The organism is Myxococcales bacterium (assembly GCA_016706225.1).
GTDB lineage: Bacteria > Myxococcota_A > Polyangia > Polyangiales > Polyangiaceae > JADJKB01.
This window is the reverse complement of the sequence record JADJKB010000008.1, coordinates 131,565-149,856: the sequence shown is the minus strand read 5'-3', so window position 1 is coordinate 149,856 and position 18,292 is coordinate 131,565. Positions and strand designations below refer to the sequence as shown.

Genomic DNA, 18,292 nt, shown 5'->3' with positions numbered 1-18,292 from the left:
AGGGCCTCGAGGCCAACCAGCATGACCGATGCGTTCCTGCGCTACTTGCTGCTGCTCAGCGAGATCCCCGCGTCGCCTCGGCGCGTCGACACGTGCACGCTGGCGGAGCGGCTCGCGAACCACGGGATCCGCGTCACGCGCCGCACGCTCCAGCGCGACCTCGAGCGCTTGTCGCGGCGCCTGCCGCTCGGCTGCCACGACGAGAGCAAACCCTACGGTTGGAGCTGGGTCGGACCAACGGCAGCAACACCCGCCACCGGCGAGAACCTGCGCGACGTCGCAACCCGCGCCGCAGCTCACCTGGCCGAACCGAGAGACTGATCCCAGCGCGTCGCCGGTGCGGTTCGATTGCTGACAGGCGAAGCGCGCGCTCCTCCGCTACGGCCGCTCCACCGCCTCGACCGAGAACGACCGACAGCTGCCCTCCCCGCAGCTGCCGACGTGCTGCACGAACCGCCCGATGGCGCGACACCGCGCCTGACTCTGCACGAGGGGATGTTTGACCAGCGACATCGGCAAGAGCACGTTCAGCTCCTCGCGCGTCGCTTCGTCGAAGAAGCGATCCTGCGTCTGGCAGTTTCCACAAAACTCCGCGGTCGCAAAGGGCCCGCGGAATGTTCCAACCAGGGTCGTGGCTCCCGGCCCCGGACGGCTCTCGGCCGGTCCGGCTGGCCGCCGGTCGCTCGCACACGCCATCGCGCACACGAAGCCGAGAACGACCGAGCACCTCACGTGCGCAAGCGTAGCCGGTCCAGCGCCGGCACGCTGGCCGTCGCCGTGCGCGCGCGAGCTTTGTTCGCAGCAGCCTGATACATTGGCCGGCTGTGAGGAAACTTCGAAAACTACCGATCCTGCTGCTCAGCGGCTCCCTAGCTGCAACCTCGTGTAGCTCCGACGGCGATGAAGCGGCAGGCGCGTCCGGCGGCACGGCGGGCAGCGGCGGGAGTGCAAACAGTGGCGGCACAGGCGGCTCGACCGGCGGCACTTCCGCCTCGGGAGGAAACGCCTCAGGGGGAGTTGCGGGCAGCGCGGGCACCAGCTCGAGCGGGGGGACATCGACCAGCGACGCTGCTCCGGACGACAGCTCCGCGGGCGGGACGGGGGCTGGCGGAACCAGCCCCGATGGCGGGAGTGCAGACGCCGACGCCGGGTCCGACGCGGGCGGCAACCCGAAGCTCGGCTGCCCCACCGCCTTCGGGAAAGAGGTCTTCCGTGACGACTTCGACGGCACTGCGGTGGACACCGCGAAGTGGTCTGTCGTGCAACAGAACACGGGCGGCGGGACGTTCACTCAGCTGACCAAGATGCTCGCGTCGAACGTGACGGTCTCCCAGGGGCGGCTGCGCGTGGCATCGCACCGGCACTGCGTGGATCCCTATCCGAACGCCACGCCCGAGCAGCCGGCGAAGTGCGCGGGCACGAACTACTACTCGGGAGGCTGGCTGCGCGCGACCAAGGGGTACGCGCCGGGCAAGGGGTTGATGATGTTCCTGGCGAAGCTGCCGCCGCCGGTGCGCGGCATCTTCCCCGGCCTGTGGGCGCGCAACACCGACTCGGGCGCCAACTACGGCGAGCTCGATCTGATGGAGACCTGGTGGGACACCAAGACCAAAGGGGTTCAGGGAGATCCGAACGTCTTCTTCGTCACGACCTGGCTCGGCTCTGCCCCCGCGAACACCACGGGCAACACCGCCGGTCCCTTCGCCAACCTGACAGGTGCGCTGCACGTGTGGGAAGTCGAGTGGGACGCGAGCGCCAACCCGCCCAACGTGAAGTACTTCTACCGCGACACCCTGGGCGCAGCGCGCGTGCTCCTGCGCACTGTCACCTCCGCTACCCAGGGCCTCGCCGGGAAGATCACGGACACCCAGTTGTCCACGATCCTCGCGCTCCCCTGGCGGCCCTACGTCGACTTCGCAGTGCAACCGGACACCACCTGGCACGTGGGACCGGACACCGCGCCCGTGTACGATCCGGACGATCTCGAGGTCGATTCCGTCGTCGTTTGCCAGCCGTAGCGGCCTTCGACGCCGCGCCCGCGGCCACTTCTCCACCGCCAGCACCGGGCCCCCAAAATGCTACGCTCCCCGATCGACCGGAGAGCCCGCCCCATGCAGAACTACTACGAGCTCCTCGGCGTCCCTCGCGACGCCTCCCAGCGCGAGATCGCCAAGGCCTACCGCCGCCGCGCAGTCGTCCACCACCGCAGCAAGGTCATCCAGCTGAAGGATCACCTCGACCTGATGGCCGAAGCCTGCGCCACCCTGTCCGATCCGGAACGACGCAAGCTCTACGACGAGGAACGCTGGGGGTACCCGACCGCGCTGCGCAACCAGGACGAGCGCGACCGGCGCGAGGGTCGGGTGCGCGCTGCTCTCGCGCGTGAGCTGGGCAGGATTTCCCTTCGGCGGAGTGAGCTCGCCGTGGCCGCCAACGCCGATCAGATGCACGCCCTCGCCACGGAGCACGATCTGCGCGAAGCGCGGGATGCCCGTGCGCGGCGGCGCCGGGATCACCTGCAACGAGCCGCAGCACTGCTGGTGCTCGTCGGGCTTGCCGCGCTGCTCTGGCTGCTCGTGCACCGCGCCGGCTGAACGCAGCGCCGCCGAACCGCGCCTCGGCGGTGGACATTGTCTGTCCGCCCAGCGCTTGCCACCCCAGCCGCGCCACGTAGCTTGAGCCGCATGTCGCACTGGCTCTGCAGCGTCCCTCGCCCACTCCCTCACCTCGCCTTCGTCGGCAGCGACGAGAGCGAGATGGTCTTCCTGGACATCGAGACCACCGGGCTCTCACCGCGCGCCGCACACGTCACCGTCGTCGGGCTCGCGTTTGCTGCCGACGGTGAGCGCTCCGCCGAGCAATACTTCGTGGACCGCCCATGCGATGAAGCAGACGTGCTTCGCGCCGTCGCCCGCGAGCTCCGAGAATTCACCACCGTCGTCACCTACAACGGCCAAGGCTTCGACCTGCCCTTCCTCGAGCAGCGCGCGGCGCTCTACCAGCTCCGCTGGCCGCGGCTGCGGCACTGGGACCTCTTGCCCGAGGCGCGGCGCTGGCGACGGCTCGACGGGTCGCTCCCGGACTGCAGACTGCAGACGGTCCTCGCTCACTTCGGCTTCGAGCGCCACGACCACGCGAGCGGCTACGAGATGGTCCTCGCCTACCACGATTGGCTGCACGAACAGTGTGAGGACTCCCGGGCGCTGGTCCTCGATCACAACGCCGACGACATCCTGCACCTGCCGGATCTGGCCGATGCCCTCACCAATCCATGGCGACGCGAGCGACCGCCCAGCCGGGCATGACCCGTCCGAGGTCTTTTTCGACCGCGCGTGCACCAGCGACAAGAGACGTCGCAGGTAGGGCGCATGCTCCAGAGCACGAGCCTGCCCCTTGTCCGACGCGTTCATCCGATACCTGCTCTTGCTCCGGGAAATCCCGCCTGAGCCGCGGCGCATCGACACCGGAACCCTCGCGGCAAGGCTCGAGGCCCACGGCATTCACGTGACGCGCCGCACGCTACAACGAGATCTCGAGCGGCTGTCCCGACGGCTTCCGCTGCGCTGTGACGATACGAAGAAACCGTACGGTTGGACGTGGGTCACACCGGGCGGCACCTCGCTCCCGAATGCCGAGTCCCTGCGCGACGTGGTCGTTCGCGCCGCGCACGCGCTGCGCAGCTGACATTTTTCCCGAAACCAAACGCTGCCCTATCCTCCCCGAGTGCCCCGCTCCGGCCCCGACGTCGACACCCTGCACCGCCTGTGGTCGCTGCTCCGTCACGTCCCGCGGTCGCCGCGTCGCACGGACACCGTGACCCTGAAACGCCGGCTCGAGGAGGAAGGAATCACCGTGACCGCGCGCAGCGTGCAGCGCGATCTCGAGCGCATCGGCACGAAATTCCTGACCCTCCGCTGCGACCGCCGCACGAAACCCTATCAGTGGGCGTGGGATGGGGACGCACCCCTGGTCGAGATCCCCGGCATGGGGGTCCCCGCCGCCGTCACCTTCGAGCTCGTGCGCGCACACCTGTCTCAGGCCATGCCTCGTTCGACCGTGGCCAGTCTCGAGCCGCACTTCGCCCGCGCCCGCGAGGTCCTCAGCGCACACACCAGCACGCGCATCGCTCGTTGGCTCGACAAGGTCCGGGTCATCCCTCGAGGTTTCCCCCTCGTGCCGCCCGACGTGCCACCCCGAGTCCTGGACGTCGTGTACGCGGCGTTGCTCGAGGACCGGAAGTTCCGCGGCTGGTATCGCAAACAAGGCGCGAAGGCCGAGAAGGAGTACGTGGTGAGCCCGCTCGCCCTCGCGGCGCGCAACGGAGTGCTGAGTTTGGTCTGTACGTTCTGGGACTACGACGACGTGAGCCACATGCTCCTGCACCGCATGCTGCGGGCGGAGCCAATGGAAGAGCCCGTTCACCGCCCCAACGGTTTCGATCTCGACTCACATCTGATCAAGGGGGGCCTCGGCTTCGCCCGGGGCGAACCGCTGAGGCTGCGAGCCCTCGTTCATCACGACGTCGCAGGCTTCCTGCAAGAAACGCCGATCGCGAAGGATCAGAAGCTCTCCGCGCACGACGCCGAGCATCAGCTGGTGCAGGCGACGGTCCCCAACACGATGGAGCTCCGAGGCTGGCTCCTCAGCTACGGACCCTTGTTCGAGGTGCTCGAGCCCGCCGAGCTTCGTCAGGAGCTGACCGCGACGGTGGCAGCGATGGGCCGGACCTATCGCAAGAAAGTCGGCAAAAAAGCCGGCTCGACGCGGCGTCGCTGATCTCAGCTGTCACACTCGCTGGTTGCGGGCCGATGGGGGCAGCGTGGCTCACCGAACCTTCGTCGTAGCCCTGACGTTCGTCCTCTTGCTCGTCACGCGGGCCGCGCTCGGTGAGCCGCCGCCCGCGGCGGGCGCCCCCGACTGGAACCCGAAGCAGCTCCGGGCAGAGCTCGCAAAGGGCCGACCCCTGGTGGTCCACGTGAGGGTCGCCCTGTGCTCGAATCGACAGATCGACTGCGGCAGTGGCATCGCAGGTCGCGCGGGCAATCTCAGCCACAACATCTACTGGGGTGCGATCTTCGGCGCTCGCCGCTTCCTCGATCGGAAATCGAGCGGCTGGGAGCGCCTGAGCGTGACCGCGCTCGACGACGTGGTCCTCGAGCGCGCGGTCTACCGGCGCAAGGTTCCGGCAAAACGCTGGGGACTGTCGCGAGCCGAGCCCATCGAGCAACTCGTCGTGCTCGATGCGGTGCACGGGGACCGCATCGACCAGGCGGTCACAGGGTTCTTTCGGAGCGCCTCGACGGGAGAGACCTTGCGGGTGAACGATGGAGCGGGTGAGCGGGTGTTGACCGTTCAGGTGGCCGGCTACGTGGGGCACAATCGCCTGATGGACGGACTGAAGCTCCCCGAGCCAGAAGCAGCGCCGAGCGCGCTGCCCTCGTTCGTGCTTGCCTGTTATTCGGAGCAGTACTTCGGCGCCAAGCTGCGGCGCGCCGGCTCGCCGACCTTGGTGATGACCCGGCAACTGATGGCCCCCGAGGGTTACCTGCTCGAGGCCGTTCTCAAGGGCATCGGCGACGGCAAGACCCGCTCCGAGATCCGGGCGGGCGCGGTGCGGAGCTACGCGAAATGGCAGCGTCTGTCCCAGGGTACCGCGGCCTGGATCTTCGCCGGCAAGTGAGCTTTCGCGCAGTTTGTGCGCAGCGCGGGGTGCGCCCCCCCAAGGAAGCAGTGCAGTTGGAATACCCGAAGGGTAAGCTGACGTCTGTCATGGGCGTCCGGGAGTTCATCGAGCGTGCGCAGGCGCTGTCCGGCGCTGACTCGGGCCTGCTGGACCGGATGGCGACCTCGTCGACCAGCCGAACGCTCGATCGGGGTGAGCTGCTCTGGCGGGCGGGCGACGTCGCCAAGTCGTTGACCGTGATCAAGAGCGGTCTCGTCAAGGTCGTGCGCCCCGCAGCGCGCGGCCGCGCCTCCATCTGCGGCATCTTCGGTCCGCCGGACACGGTGGGCGACCTCGCCGTCCTCCGAGGCATCCCCTACCCGGCCGACGCCGTGGTCGCGACTGAACACGCCACGGTGATCTCGATCCCGAGCAACCTCGTCACCGACCCCTCGGGGACCGGTCCGCAGCTCGCGATGTCGATGGCCTGCGCAATGCACACCAAGCTGACGGCGCTTCACGACAAGGTCGAAGTGCTGTCCGCGGGTTCGGTCGAGTCGCGACTGGCAACACTCTTGCTGAAGCTCTACGAGCGCTTCGGCGACGACTTCGATGATGGCTCTCACAGCATCCCGGTCGCGCTCTCGCGTCGAGAGCTCGCCGAGCTGGTCGCCACCAGCTTCGAGACCGCCATCCGGGTCATGACCCGCTGGGAGCGCGAGGGTGTGCTCGCGACCACACACCACGGCTTCACGCTCCACAAGCTGGAGGCACTGCGCGCAGCCGGCGGCGGCGACGGGCTCGAAGCCCTGGCCCGCTGAGTTCAGCCCTCGAGCACGTTCAAGCTCGATTTTTCGGCGCGGGCGCGGAGCAGCAGATCTTGTTCGAACTGCTCCGCGTAACCCTCGGGTACGAACGCGCACAGGGGATCCCAGTCCAGATGATCGCCGGTGATCGCGTGAGAGCGCGCCCGCGAGCCGCCGCAGAGCTGTCGGTATTCGCAGGCGCCGCACTTTCCTCCGAGAGCGTCGGGATCGCGGAGCTCCTGAAAAACGGGATGCTCACGGTAGATCTGCATCACCTCGGTGTCGCGGACGTTGCCGCAAGGGATTGGCAAGAACCCGCTCGGGAAGACCTCACCGAGGTGAGACACGAACAAGAACCCGCGCCCGTCGTTGACGCGCAACCCCTGTTTGCCGCGCGTCCCCTGCTCCGCGCTCGCACCGTTTGCCTTCTTCCGCTGGGCCAGGACACGCCGATAGTGGGGCGCAGCCGTGGTCTTCACGGCGAACGACTCGCGCTCGGCGATGTCGGCGAGTTGCTCGAGCGCAACCTCGACCGCCTCCGGGCTCGGCAACATCTTCACGCCAGCGCGCCCGGTCGGCACCACGAAGAAGACACTCCAGAGCGCCACCCCGACCTCGCGCACCAGCTCGGCCATCTCGGCGATCAGATGCACGTTGCTCGCCGTGATGCTGGTGTTGATCTGAGTCCCGATGCCCGCGCGCTTGGCATCCGAGAGGATCCGCAGCGAGAGCTCGAAGCTGCCCGGCACGCCGCGGAAGGCGTCGTGCAGCTCGGCGTCGGGTGAATCCACACTGATGGCAAGACGTGACAGCCCGGCGTCCGCCAGGGCAGCGATGAGCTCGGGCGTCACGAGCGGGGTCGCACTTGGGGTGAGTCCCATGATCAACCCGCGCGCCTTGCCGTGCCGTACCAGCTCGATCAAATCCGGACGCTTCGCAGGATCACCCCCGGTCAGGATCGCCAGGGGCACGTGAGCCTCTGCCAGGCTGTCGAGCAGGCGCTTGCCCTCGGCGGTGGTGAGCTCCCGCGGATCGGGAGCGGCCTTCGCGCAAGCCCGGCAGTGCTTGCAGACCAGATCACAAGCCTGGGTGGTCTCCCAGATCGCAATGAAGGGGTGGTCGTCGAACTTGGCCATGGCCGAGGCGGGGGTCTGCAACCGGTGTGCCCCTGCCCGGTAGTGCCGTCCAGCGAGAAACCATCGGGCGCCTGCCGGGCGCTTCTCTGTACCCGTTCTGCCTGGGCCCGCAACGGGGCGACCCCGATCCCGCCCATCCGCGCGAGCCTTGCCGGCAACCGATGCCCAAGCGCAGCGCTTGCGCAGACCGGTGTCTCTGGAGGGCACATTCCCCCCTTGGTTTTGGCCCGGCTCCTGCAGTGGCTGCCCCTGGCTGAGGGTTGTCAGCTAGGGTCCGGGCCGCGGCACATGGGCCGCGCCGCTTGGTGTACAAGTCGCGCCGGGCGGGAAGTACTCGGAGGATTTTCATATGCGTGTTGAATGGCAGATGGCCTTGGTCGCGGGTGTGCTTTCGCTCACGGCGCTTGGCTGCAACAAGGAAGAGAAGGCTTCGGGCGCGGCGGTCGGCGCAACCACGGGGGCAGCGGCACCCGCAAGCGCTGACGATCCGAAGGCGTACTTCAAGATGAAGTGCGTCGTCTGTCACGGCGAGAACGGTGGCGGCGACGGGCCCGGTGGAGCCGCGCTGACCCCCAAGCCGCGTGACTTCACGGATGCCACCTGGCAGGGCTCGGTGAAGGACGAGGAGATCAAGAAGGCGATCCTCGAGGGCGGCGCTTCCATCGGCAAGAGCGCAGCCATGCCGGGCAACCCGGATCTGCGCAGCAAGGAAGCCTTGCTCGACGCGCTCGTGAAACACGTCCGCAGCCTGAAGAAGTGAACCTGGAATGACGATCCCACCCGACCGCGCAAACGGCGAAATGCTGGGCGAATTGCCGTCAGTTTCGACGCTTGCGCAGGTTGGGCTGGGTGACGATGTCGCCGAGGCTGGTGCGGGTCGCCCAACCTTGCAGGGCGTCGTTCAGAGCCGTCCACGCCGGGTGCAGCGGGCACGGATTCTTTGCGTCGCAGCTACCCCAGCCGAACGCACAGCGCCCACCGACGGGAGCCTCGCCGATGGCGCCGAGCACGTCGGCGAACTGGATCTCCGACGCAGGTCGAGCCAGGGAAAAACCTCCGCCGTGCCCCTTCTGCGAGGCAAGCAGCCCCGCGGCGACCAGGCGCCGGAGCACCTTGGACAGGTAGTGCACCGGTACATGGGTTTCGGACGCCAGCTCAGTCGCCGTCAGCGCCGGTTGGTCGGCTCGCAGTGCCAGATGCGTCATCGCACGCAAGGCGTACTCAGCCGTCTGCGAGAGCGGCGCAATTCTGTCGCCTCCGACCGCGGTGTTCCGCCGTTTCTTCGCCGCACCTGACTTGCGCATGACCGATGTCACCTCGGGCCCAAGAGGCCATTGAAACGCACCACATCAATAGACCACGATGTCCATAGACATCAAGTCACCTGGATGCCCTGCATGATCGACGCCAGTTCCCACGACTCCCCCGAAGCGCGCGGCGCGCGGCGTTGGCTGCTCTTGGGTGTTGCCTCGTTGCTCCTGTCGGGGGTGCTGGCAGCGCTCCTGGTGGTCGCGCGCGCCCCGGTGTTCGCGCGCTTCATCAGTGACCCGGCGTTCTTCCGACGGTGTTTGGTGGTGCACGTCGACCTGTCACTCCTGGTCTGGGTGTACGCGTTCGCAGGCGCGCTGCTCTTCTTGTTGCCGCGTGCGGGCAGAAGCTCGCGGGTCAGCCGCGCCGGCGTGTACGTCGGGGCAGTCGGTGTGCTGATGCTGCTCCTGGCGGCGGGAGCTCCCGGCGCGCAGCCGATCCTCGCGAACTACGTGCCGGTGATCGACCACTGGCTCTTCACCAGTGGCCTGGTCGTGTTTGCGGCGGGCGTCTTGATGAGCGCCGTGGATCGCCGTCTCTGGCCGAGTGAGCCGGCGCCCGGCGTCGTGCTCTCGATACCCGCAGCCGCCGTGCCGGGCATTCGCACCACCGGCATCGCGCTGATCATCGCAGCGCTGACGTTCGCCGCCAGCTGGCTTCGCCGCCCGACGGGCCTGGAGCCGACGGTCCTCTACGAGCTCGGCAACTGGGGCGGCGGCCATGTGCTGCAGCTCACCAGCGCCGCGGCCATGCTGAGCGTCTGGCTGATCTTGCTGGCTGGTGTGCTGGGACGCTCACCGGTGTCGCGCAACGTGGCAGCCGCGTTGTTCGCGCTCTTGCTCCTGCCCTGGACGGCCGCCCCACTGCTCGGCATGGCCGGCATGCAAGACGTGGCCGCGCGCGAAGGGTTCACCCTGCTGATGCGCTGGGGGATCTTCCCGCCAGCGGCCATCCTGCTGATCCTGTGCCTCGGCGCGGTGCGACGGGGCTTCAAGGACGGGACGCTGTCTTGGCGTGACTTCGGCGACGTGCGCCTGGTCGGCTTCTTCGCCAGCGCGGGGCTCACCACCCTGGGTTGGATTCTCGGCGCGCTGATCCGCGGCTCGACCACGGTGATCCCCGCGCACTATCACGCCTCGATCGGTGGTGTGACGGTCGCGTTCATGGCCCTCAGCTTTCCGCTGCTCGAGGTGGTCGGAGTTCCGGTTCGCGCCTCGCGCCTCGCCAAGCGAGCGGCTCACCTGCAGCCGGCACTGTTTGGCGTCGGGCAGAGCATCTTCGCCATCGGCTTTGCCCTCGCCGGTGCCCACGGCATGGGCCGCAAGCTCTACGGGGCTGAACAGAACGCAAGAAGCCTCGCGCAAAAGCTCGGGCTCAGCGTCATGGGTCTCGGAGGGCTCTTGGCCATCGTGGCAGGAGTGCTCTTTCTGGCCATCGTCGTCAGCGCCTACCTCAAGCGCGAGCGCGCGAAAGTCTCGGCGTGGGAGCTGGTCGGGCCTGGCTCGTTCCTGATCCCCGCGCCCGTTCACGACACCACCACGACCCGCGGAGGCGCGGCTGAATGACTCGAACAAAACGGGAGGACTCAATGCCTGAACCAGCGCAGATACATCCGATCCAAAAGCTACTCGACAACCCCTGGGTGCTGCTCGCGCTCGGGGTCCTCCTGCCGACCATTTCCTACACAATCTGGGGCTTGATCGAGCTCCAGAACCTGAAGCCGGCGCTCTTGCCCTGAGGAGACTTCGATGGGAATCCACGCCCCCCCCGCAGACTGGTTCAAAGCGCCCTCCGGCACCGAACGCGCCTGGATCGGCCTCGCGCTGCTCTGGTGCATCGTGCTCACCCTGGCGATGCCGTACTGGCATTTCAAGGGCAAACAAAACAGCACCGGCGAAGCGTATACCGTCGAACCCGCCAAGTTCGCCGCCCGTGTCACGAGCTTCGTCGCGTCCAACAAGGTCGACGAGAAGGGTGGCTTTCCGGTGGTCGAACCGGCACCCGGCGGGGACGCCTACCTGCAAGCCCAGATGTGGACCTGGTTCCCCATCCTCAAGCTGCGAAAAGGCCAGACCTATCGCCTGCACGTCTCGTCGATGGACATCCAGCACGGCTTCTCGCTCTTGCCCATCAACATGAACTTCGAGGTCCTACCCGGATACGACCACGTGCTCACCATCACCCCAACCATGACCGGGGACTTCCCGATCATCTGCAACGAATTTTGCGGCATCGGGCACCACCAGATGACCGGCAAGATCATCGTGACGGAGTAGTCAGATGACGACAATGGATCCCACTGTCGAAGACGCAGTCGCGGGCGACGCCGGCGACGACGCCGAGCCCAAGGGCAACCACGCCGCCGGCATGAGCCGGGTGTGCGGGACCACCGGTTTCACGGTCGATCTCACGGCCGAGAAGTTCATCAAGTTCAACGCGGTGGCAGCCGTCGTTTGCCTTCTTTTGGGTGGTATCGCGGCGCTCTTGATCGCCCTCACCCGCTGGCCGGCGGTCCACCTGCTCCCGGCCGAGTGGTACTACCGACTCGTCACCTTCCACGGGCTCTCGATGTTGATCCTCTGGATCATCTTCTTCGAGATCGCGGTGCTCTACTTCGCTGGCACCGTCCTACTGAAGTCGAGACTGGCATCGGGCACCGTCGCCTGGGTCAGCTTCCTCTTGATGGTGGCCGGCGGCGGGTTGGTCGCGGTCATGGTGCTGAGCGGCAACGCCGATGTGATGTTCACGTCCTACGCGCCCTTGAAGGCGCACCAGCTCTATTACCTGGGCATCATTCTGTTTGCGGTTGGCGCGCTGATCGGCGTGATCAACTTCCTGGCGACCATCTACATCGCCAAGCGCGACAAGACCTACAAGGGCTCGGTTCCGCTGGTCGTGTTTGGCGCCATCACTGCCGCGATCATCGCGGTGGCCGCGCTGCTCCACGGCGCCGCCATCTTCGTGCCCACCTGGCTGTGGGCACTGGGCATCATCCCCAACATGGACGCGGCGGTCTACCGCCTGGTCTTCTGGGGGATTGGTCACACCTCACAGCAGATCAACGTCTCGGCGATGGTCAGCATCTGGTACCTGCTGAGCGCCCTCACCGTCGGCGGCAAGGTGCTGAACCAGGGTGTGTCTCGCACCGCGTTCCTGTTCTACATCCTGTTCATCAACCTCGCGTCGGCGCATCACCTCCTGGTCGATCCAGGCGTGGGCGCCGGATGGAAGATCTGGAACACGTCGTACGCCATGTACCTGGCCGTGCTGGCCTCCATGATCCACGGCTACACCGTGCCGGCGTCGGTCGAGGTCGCGCTGCGCAAGCAGGGCCACAACAAGGGTCTGTTCGGCTGGCTCGGCGCGGCGCCCTGGGGCAATCCTGGTTTCTCCGGGTTCTTCCTGTCCCTGGTCATCTTCGGTTTCATCGGTGGCATCACCGGCGTGACCCTTGGAACCGAGCAGATCAACATCATCGCCCACAACACGCTGCGCATCCCGGGCCACTTCCACTCGACTGTGGTCGGCGGCACGACGCTCGCGTTCATGGCGGTCAGCTACTACGTCGTTCCCCTGATCTTCCGCCGTGAGTACCCGATGCGCGCCATCTGCAAGGCGCAGCCCTTCGTGTTCGCGCTCGGCATCGTGCTGATCTCGTTCGGCATGTCGTTCGCCGGATCCTACGGTGTCTCACGACGCCACTGGGACATCGAGTTCACTGGCGCGACCCACGCGGCAGGCTACGATCCCAGCGTGCATGTCTGGCTGGCCATGGTCGGCATCGGCGGCATCGTCGCCTTCACAGGCCTCTTGATGTACGTTCTGCCCACGGTGGTCGCGGTGTTCTTCGGCAAGAAGATCGACGGCAAGATGGCGGCTTGGTGAGGAGGCACGAAAATGACTGAACTAGAAAAAGCCGCAGAGATCATCGAGAAGGAAGCGGAGCACCACGGCGACGACGCGCACAAAGCGCCCGGCACCTTCGTGCTCACCTTGATCCTCCTGGTATCCTTCGCGGTCTATTACTTCGCAAACTGGAAAGCGCTCGCGGACGTCTGGCAAGTCCGCTGAGCGAGGTGGACCATGACCGACTCTGCTGATGACCTGCGCCCTCGAATCGACACAATGAGCGATTCGGGAGCAGAGCCGCCAGCAGAGTCGGCGGGCTCGAGCTCCGCCTTGCCCGCCGACGGTACAGAGCCGATCGTTTGCGCGGGCGCCCAGCGCCGACGGGCCACCGACGCGCTGGCGATCGACGAGGCGACGGGGCTGCCCCGCCCCCTCGCAGCGGCCCACGCGTTCTTCTCGTCGTGGCGCTTTCCGGTGCTGATGATGGCCATCATGGCCGGCTTGGAGGTGTTCCAGCTGGCCATGCTGGTGGTGCCGAAGAGTGCCATGGGCATCGGCGCCTTCGCCGAAGAGTTTCGGGTCTGGTGCTACGGCCTCGATCAAGAGACCGGCAGGCTCGAGTTCGGCTACGTCAGCGTCTTTCTGGCGCAACCCGCCGTCATGTTCGGCGTGCTCGCCTTCATCTGGTGGAAACCGGTGAAGGAGATCTGGCAGACCAGCAGGCGGGCCATGCTTCCCTACTTCGCCGTCGCGGGCGTGTTGGTCACCGCGGTGTTCGTCTCGTTGATCAGCGTCGGGAGCAAGACCGCTGCGGCGGCAGCCGAGCCATTCCCCGCGGTGGCGCTGCGCACCGCCAAGCCGGCCCCTGCCGTGAAGCTGACGGATCAGGACGGGGTGAGCGTCGAGCTCGCGTCGCTCAAGGGCAAGGTGGTGGTCGTCACGGGGATCTACGCCACCTGTTTTCACACGTGCCCACTCATCATGGCGCAGCTGAAGCGGGCGCTGGAGCAGCTACCAAGAGCAGACCGAGACAACGTGCGCGTGCTCGCGGTGACCCTGAACCCGGAGCACGATACTCAAAAGGTGATGTTGAAGACGGCCACCCGTTATCAGGTCAAAGCGCCCGAATACCGCCTTTTGTCGGGCGACCCGAGCGAGGTCGACCACACCCTCGACCTGCTCGAGATCGCACGTTCCAAGAACCCGATGAGCGGGGAGATCGACCACGCGAACCTGTTCATCGTGGTCGACAAGCTGGGGCAAGTGGCCTACCGCCTCACCCTCGGAGAGCGGCAAGAGCGCTGGCTCACGGACGCGCTGAAGCTGTTGTTACGGGAGCCCGCAGCCTGACATGTCCGAGAGCACCCCGGACGAGTCACCCGGGGGCGAGGCGACCACAGCGTCGCCTGCGCCTGCCCCGCAAGCTGACGTTACGGAACCCCACGAGTCCGAGCGCCGCTCACTGACTGTCATCCGCGACGATGGAGAGCGGGTCGAGCCGAAGGTGCGTGGGGAGCGCGTGTTGCGCCTGCCGAACGCGGCATTCCAGCACCTGGACGCGCTGATCCAGCGCTGGGTTCCGGCGGAGCTCAACCCGCTCACTCAGACGGGTGCCATCGCCAACACCTCGCTGATCGTCGCGATCGTCTCCGGCATCGTGCTCTTGATCTGGTACCGGACGAGTGTGCATTCGGCCTACGACTCGGTCGTTGCCATGGGGCACTCCCGGTTCGGCGCCGGCCTGATGCGCAGCGTGCACCGCTACAGCTCCGACGCGACCCTGCTGTTCGTCGGAATTCACGCGGTGAAGCTGTTCTTCGAGCGCCGATTCGGCGGCGCGCGCTGGCTCGCGTGGGTGACCGGTCTGCTCTTGCTCGGTCTGCTGTGGCTGATCGGTTGGCTCGGTTACTGGCTGGTCTGGGACGAGCGAGGCCACCTGATCGCGCTCGGCTCGGGACACCTGCTCGACACCCTGCCGATCTTCGCCGACCCGCTGTCGCGGTCGTTTCTGGTCGACGATCGCCTGAACTCGTTGCTCTTCTTCGTGGTGTTCTTCCTGCACATGCTGTTGCCGTTGGCGATGGGCATCGCCCTCTGGTTGCACATCACCCGCCTGTCGCGGCCCTGGTTCTTGACTCGTCGCGTGATGACGGTGTGGGTGCTCGCCTCGCTCTTTCTCGTGAGCATCGTGTTCCCCGCCGACGTGGTGGGCCCCGCGAAGATGGCGCTTCAACCCGAGGGGTTCACCATGGACTGGTGGTACCTCGCGCCGATCTGGCTCACCGATCGCATGAGTGGGGGTGTGCTCTGGGCCATGGTGCTCGGTGCCGGCGCGCTCTTCTTCCCGATCCCCTGGTACCTCGCGACCGGCCGTGCTCGCCCTGCCAGGGTCGTCGAAGCCCGCTGCAACGCCTGCGAGAAGTGTTATCGCAACTGCCCCTACGCCGCGATCCAGATGGTGCCGCGCACGGACGGAAAAGCCTTCGGGGTCATGGCCCAGGTCGATCCCAAGAAGTGCGTCGGCTGCGGGATCTGCGCCGGCTCGTGCGACTCGGCGGGGGTCGGCCTGACCTGGTTCGACAGCATCCGGCAGCGCCATCGCATCGATCAACTGGTGGACAAGACCCTGAGCGCGGAGACGGAGCCGCTGCTCGCTCTCATGTGCAGCGAGTCGGCAGGGGCGACACTCAGCGTCGACGACGAGACCGCTCGTTGCAAGGAGTTGCCTGGCTTCGCCGTGGTGCGGATCCCCTGTGCGGGCTGGGTCCACCCACTCACCGTCGAGCGCGCGCTGCGGCGCGGCGCCCGCGGTGTGATGATCGTGGCCTCGGGACCCGGCAGCTGCATGTACCGTGAAGGCGGGCGCTGGGCGGGCGAACGCATGACCGGCGCGCGCGAGCCCGTCCTGCGAACGGACAAGGTCGAGCCCGGCCAGCTGCTGGTGGTCGAGCTCTTTCGCACCGAGCGGCGGCGACTGCTGGACGAGGCAAAGGCCTTTGCGGCGCGGGCGCCTCGACCGAAGAGCGCCCGGCCCGGGCGTGCAACCCAACTCATCGCCGGTCTGGGCATCGCGGCCATGTTCGGCCTCGTGACCTGGGCAGGCACGGCGGTCGCGTACCGCACCCCCGCCGATCCCTCACCCAAGCTCGTCGTTTCGTTCAAACATCCGGGCAAGGCCGGAGAAAATTGCCGGGAGCCGAGCGCCGAAGAGCTGGCGAAACTGCCCAAACACATGCGCCAGAAACGCATCTGTGAGCGACGGCGAGTCGCGGTGCGGGTGCGGGTCGAGGTCGACGGACGCGAGCTCTCGAACAAGGCCTATGAGCCGCGGGGGATCTGGGGCGACGGCAACAGCATCAGCATCGAGCGCTTTCCCCTCCCCGCCGGTCCGCACGACGTGACGATTCAGCTGGGGGATGGCATGGACGATCGCGAGTTCGACCATACGACCACTCGTAGGGTCACGCTTGCGCCGCGGCACAACACCGTCGTGCTGTTCGACAAGATGACGAACTTCGTCTGGTACGAGTGAGTGAGGCAAACTTGAGTGAACCCGAAGTCCCGTTCCGGACTGTGATCGAACCGTTTCGGATCAAGGCCGTCGAGCCGATCCCTCTGACGACCCGTGCCGAGCGCGACGCGCTGCTCGAGCAGGCGGGCTACAACCTGTTCAAGCTCCACGCCGAGCACGTGACCATCGATCTCTTGACCGACTCTGGCACGGGCGCCATGAGCGATCGCCAATGGGCCGCGCTGCTCGCCGGCGACGAGTCGTACGCGGGCAGTCGAAGCTTCGACCACTTCGAGACCGCGCTGAAGCGCCTGACCGGGTTGCCGCACGTCTTCCCGGTGCACCAGGGGCGCGCCGCCGAGCGCATCCTGTTCGACGCCATCGTCGAGCCGGGCGACGTAGTCCCCAACAACACCCACTTCGACACGACCCGCGCCAACCTGGAGTACGTCGGCGGCGTTGCGCTCGACCTGCCGAAGAGCGAAGACCCGGCCTTCGGCGGCAACATGGATCTTGCTGCCCTCGAGCGGGCGCTCACCGGCAAGGCTCGGGTGCCGCTGGTCATGATGACCCTCACCAACAACGCCGTCGGCGGCCAGCCCGTGTCGATGGCGAACCTGCGGGCGGTTCGCGCGCTGTGTGACACGCACCAGGTGCCGCTGTTCATCGACGCGGCGCGCTTCGCCGAGAACGCCTGGCTGATCAAGCGACGCGAGCCGGGTTTTGCAGATCACACGCCGGAGCAGATCGCTCGCGAGCTGTTCTCACTCTCGGACGGCTGCACGCTCAGCGCAAAAAAGGACGGTATCGTCAACATCGGCGGCGTCTTGGCCACGCGCCGCGCGGACTGGGCCCAGAAGTTCGAGGTACTCCTGATCCTCACCGAGGGCTTTCCGACCTACGGCGGTCTCGCGGGTCGCGACCTCGAGGCGATGGCGGTCGGGCTGATCGAGGCGCTGGATCCGGACTACCTGCGCTACCGCGAGGCGACCGTGGCGTATCTCGCGCGGGGGCTCGTGAAAGCGGGTCTGCCCATCGTCGAGCCGCCGGGCGGTCACGCTGTATTCGTCGATGCTGGCCGCGCTCTACCGAACATGCCGCGCGCACAGCTCCCGGGACAAGCCATCGCCGTCGAGCTCTATCGCGAGGGCGGCGTACGAACGGTGGAGATCGGCAGCTTGATGTTTGGTGCAGCGGCTCAGCACGAGCTGGTGCGCATCGCCTTGCCTCGCCGGGTGTACACCGCGTCGCACGTCGACTGGGTGATCGAGACCGCCGAACGCGTCGCGGCACGCCTGCCAATCATCCGCGGTTATCGCATCGTCGAAGAGGCGCCCCTGCTCCGCCACTTCACGGCTCGGCTGGCTCCGCTCGCTTGAGCTTCGTCCTCGGCAGCAAGAGATCCTCGAGGAAGTAGGCGGCAAGATCCGCCCGACCCGAGAGCCCCGCCTTCTTGTACAGAGACTGCGCCTGCTGGCGAACCGTGCGCTCGCTGACCCCGCGCAGATCCGCCACTTCTTGATGGCTCAAGCCCTTGAGCAGAAGCAGGCCAATCTCCCGCTCCGCCGGTGACAGCGCCCAGCGCTCGAACTGGCGGTCGATGGCAGCACCCAGCCCGTCGATCAGCTCCTTGACCTCACTCTGCCAGCGCGCGGCCTCGGCCTTCTGCTCGGCCAGCCGAGACTCGAGCTGGGCCGCCTCGCCGCGCAGCACGTCGGCCTCGGCCCGCGCTTCACTGGCCTGTTGCCGCAGGCTGAGCCAGTGACGCGCGAAGGCCACACCTCCGACCGAGGCCAGCGCAACCACGAACGCCTCCAGCCCAAGGTGGGCCGAACCCGCACCGTGGGAGTAGTCCGCAACCAGATCGGAGCCGATCGTGAGCGCGATCAGCAGGTACAGCACCACACCGAGGAGCGTGCGGCGGCGTTCGGATTCGGGCCCGTTGGACATCCGGCGCACGCAGCATACTGCGGGAAAAAAACCGCACCAGCGGCTTCATGGGTCATTTGACGGATGGTTC

Annotated in this window: 19 protein-coding genes and 1 pseudogene; 16 read left to right on the top strand and 4 right to left on the bottom strand. The window is 66.9% G+C overall.

All coding sequences use genetic code 11. From position 1 onward, the window contains the following. Positions 1 to 21 precede the first annotated feature (21 nt). A complete protein-coding gene (locus IPI67_14745) occupies positions 22 to 321 on the top strand; it encodes a hypothetical protein (protein ID MBK7581455.1) in 300 nt (99 codons plus the stop codon). Between the two features lie 57 nt (positions 322 to 378). Here the strand turns inward: IPI67_14745 and IPI67_14740 are convergent, their stop codons facing one another. Further along, positions 379 to 732 carry a hypothetical protein gene (locus IPI67_14740; protein MBK7581454.1) on the bottom strand — a complete coding sequence of 118 codons (354 nt, stop codon included), beginning with the start codon at positions 730 to 732 and terminating at the stop codon, positions 379 to 381. A gap of 92 nt (positions 733 to 824) precedes the next feature. On the opposite strand from IPI67_14740, the gene IPI67_14735 reads away from it, so the two are divergent. From IPI67_14735 to IPI67_14705, 7 genes are all read left to right on the top strand, one after another. Beyond that, positions 825 to 2,018 carry a hypothetical protein gene (locus tag IPI67_14735; protein ID MBK7581453.1) on the top strand — a complete coding sequence of 398 codons (1,194 nt, stop codon included), beginning with the start codon at positions 825 to 827 and terminating at the stop codon, positions 2,016 to 2,018. A 93-nt stretch (positions 2,019 to 2,111) separates the two neighbouring features. Continuing rightward, complete coding sequence (locus IPI67_14730) at positions 2,112 to 2,594, top strand: J domain-containing protein (GenBank protein ID MBK7581452.1); 483 nt, start codon at positions 2,112 to 2,114, stop codon at positions 2,592 to 2,594. Between the two features lie 90 nt (positions 2,595 to 2,684). Next, entirely contained in the window at positions 2,685 to 3,305 is a 621-nt protein-coding gene (locus IPI67_14725; GenBank protein ID MBK7581451.1) for a ribonuclease H-like domain-containing protein, read from the top strand. An 88-nt stretch (positions 3,306 to 3,393) separates the two neighbouring features. Next, complete coding sequence (locus tag IPI67_14720) at positions 3,394 to 3,684, top strand: hypothetical protein (GenBank protein ID MBK7581450.1); 291 nt, start codon at positions 3,394 to 3,396, stop codon at positions 3,682 to 3,684. Positions 3,685 to 3,723: 39 nt separating this feature from the next. Next, positions 3,724 to 4,776 carry a WYL domain-containing protein gene (locus tag IPI67_14715; GenBank protein MBK7581449.1) on the top strand — a complete coding sequence of 351 codons (1,053 nt, stop codon included), beginning with the start codon at positions 3,724 to 3,726 and terminating at the stop codon, positions 4,774 to 4,776. A gap of 43 nt (positions 4,777 to 4,819) precedes the next feature. Further along, the gene (locus IPI67_14710) at positions 4,820 to 5,680 is read left to right on the top strand and encodes a hypothetical protein (GenBank protein ID MBK7581448.1); all 861 of its coding nucleotides are present in this window, start codon (positions 4,820 to 4,822) and stop codon (positions 5,678 to 5,680) included. An 89-nt stretch (positions 5,681 to 5,769) separates the two neighbouring features. After that, the gene (locus IPI67_14705) at positions 5,770 to 6,483 is read left to right on the top strand and encodes a Crp/Fnr family transcriptional regulator (GenBank protein MBK7581447.1); all 714 of its coding nucleotides are present in this window, start codon (positions 5,770 to 5,772) and stop codon (positions 6,481 to 6,483) included. A gap of 2 nt (positions 6,484 to 6,485) precedes the next feature. On the opposite strand, the gene IPI67_14700 is transcribed toward IPI67_14705, so the two are convergent. Continuing rightward, a complete protein-coding gene (locus tag IPI67_14700) occupies positions 6,486 to 7,604 on the bottom strand; it encodes a TIGR04053 family radical SAM/SPASM domain-containing protein (protein MBK7581446.1) in 1,119 nt (372 codons plus the stop codon). Between the two features lie 349 nt (positions 7,605 to 7,953). On the opposite strand from IPI67_14700, the gene IPI67_14695 reads away from it, so the two are divergent. After that, positions 7,954 to 8,364: a c-type cytochrome gene (locus tag IPI67_14695; GenBank protein MBK7581445.1), complete on the top strand. Its 411-nt coding sequence runs from the start codon at positions 7,954 to 7,956 to the stop codon at positions 8,362 to 8,364. Positions 8,365 to 8,422: 58 nt separating this feature from the next. Here IPI67_14695 and IPI67_14690 read toward each other — a convergent pair whose 3' ends face one another. Next, positions 8,423 to 8,908, bottom strand: a complete 486-nt coding sequence (locus IPI67_14690; protein ID MBK7581444.1) for an Rrf2 family transcriptional regulator — start codon at positions 8,906 to 8,908, stop codon at positions 8,423 to 8,425. Between the two features lie 93 nt (positions 8,909 to 9,001). On the opposite strand from IPI67_14690, the gene IPI67_14685 reads away from it, so the two are divergent. The 7 genes and pseudogenes from IPI67_14685 (at position 9,002) to IPI67_14655 (ending at position 17,651) form a co-directional block, all read left to right on the top strand. Further along, positions 9,002 to 10,477: a hypothetical protein gene (locus IPI67_14685; protein ID MBK7581443.1), complete on the top strand. Its 1,476-nt coding sequence runs from the start codon at positions 9,002 to 9,004 to the stop codon at positions 10,475 to 10,477. Between the two features lie 23 nt (positions 10,478 to 10,500). Further along, a complete protein-coding gene (locus IPI67_14680; protein ID MBK7581442.1) occupies positions 10,501 to 10,650 on the top strand; it encodes a hypothetical protein in 150 nt (49 codons plus the stop codon). Positions 10,651 to 10,660: 10 nt separating this feature from the next. After that, positions 10,661 to 11,188: a cytochrome C oxidase subunit II gene (locus IPI67_14675; protein MBK7581441.1), complete on the top strand. Its 528-nt coding sequence runs from the start codon at positions 10,661 to 10,663 to the stop codon at positions 11,186 to 11,188. Between the two features lie 91 nt (positions 11,189 to 11,279). Beyond that, positions 11,280 to 12,983 (top strand): annotated as a pseudogene (locus tag IPI67_14670) (cbb3-type cytochrome c oxidase subunit I). A 54-nt stretch (positions 12,984 to 13,037) separates the two neighbouring features. Then, positions 13,038 to 14,111, top strand: a complete 1,074-nt coding sequence (locus IPI67_14665) for an SCO family protein (protein ID MBK7581440.1) — start codon at positions 13,038 to 13,040, stop codon at positions 14,109 to 14,111. A gap of 1 nt (position 14,112) precedes the next feature. Beyond that, positions 14,113 to 16,293, top strand: a complete 2,181-nt coding sequence (locus IPI67_14660; protein MBK7581439.1) for a hydrogenase iron-sulfur subunit — start codon at positions 14,113 to 14,115, stop codon at positions 16,291 to 16,293. An 11-nt stretch (positions 16,294 to 16,304) separates the two neighbouring features. Further along, entirely contained in the window at positions 16,305 to 17,651 is a 1,347-nt protein-coding gene (locus IPI67_14655; protein MBK7581438.1) for a tryptophanase, read from the top strand. Here the strand turns inward: IPI67_14655 and IPI67_14650 are convergent. Then, complete coding sequence (locus IPI67_14650) at positions 17,623 to 18,222, bottom strand: helix-turn-helix transcriptional regulator (protein MBK7581437.1); 600 nt, start codon at positions 18,220 to 18,222, stop codon at positions 17,623 to 17,625. The genes IPI67_14655 and IPI67_14650 overlap by 29 nt on opposite strands. Positions 18,223 to 18,292 lie beyond the last annotated feature (70 nt).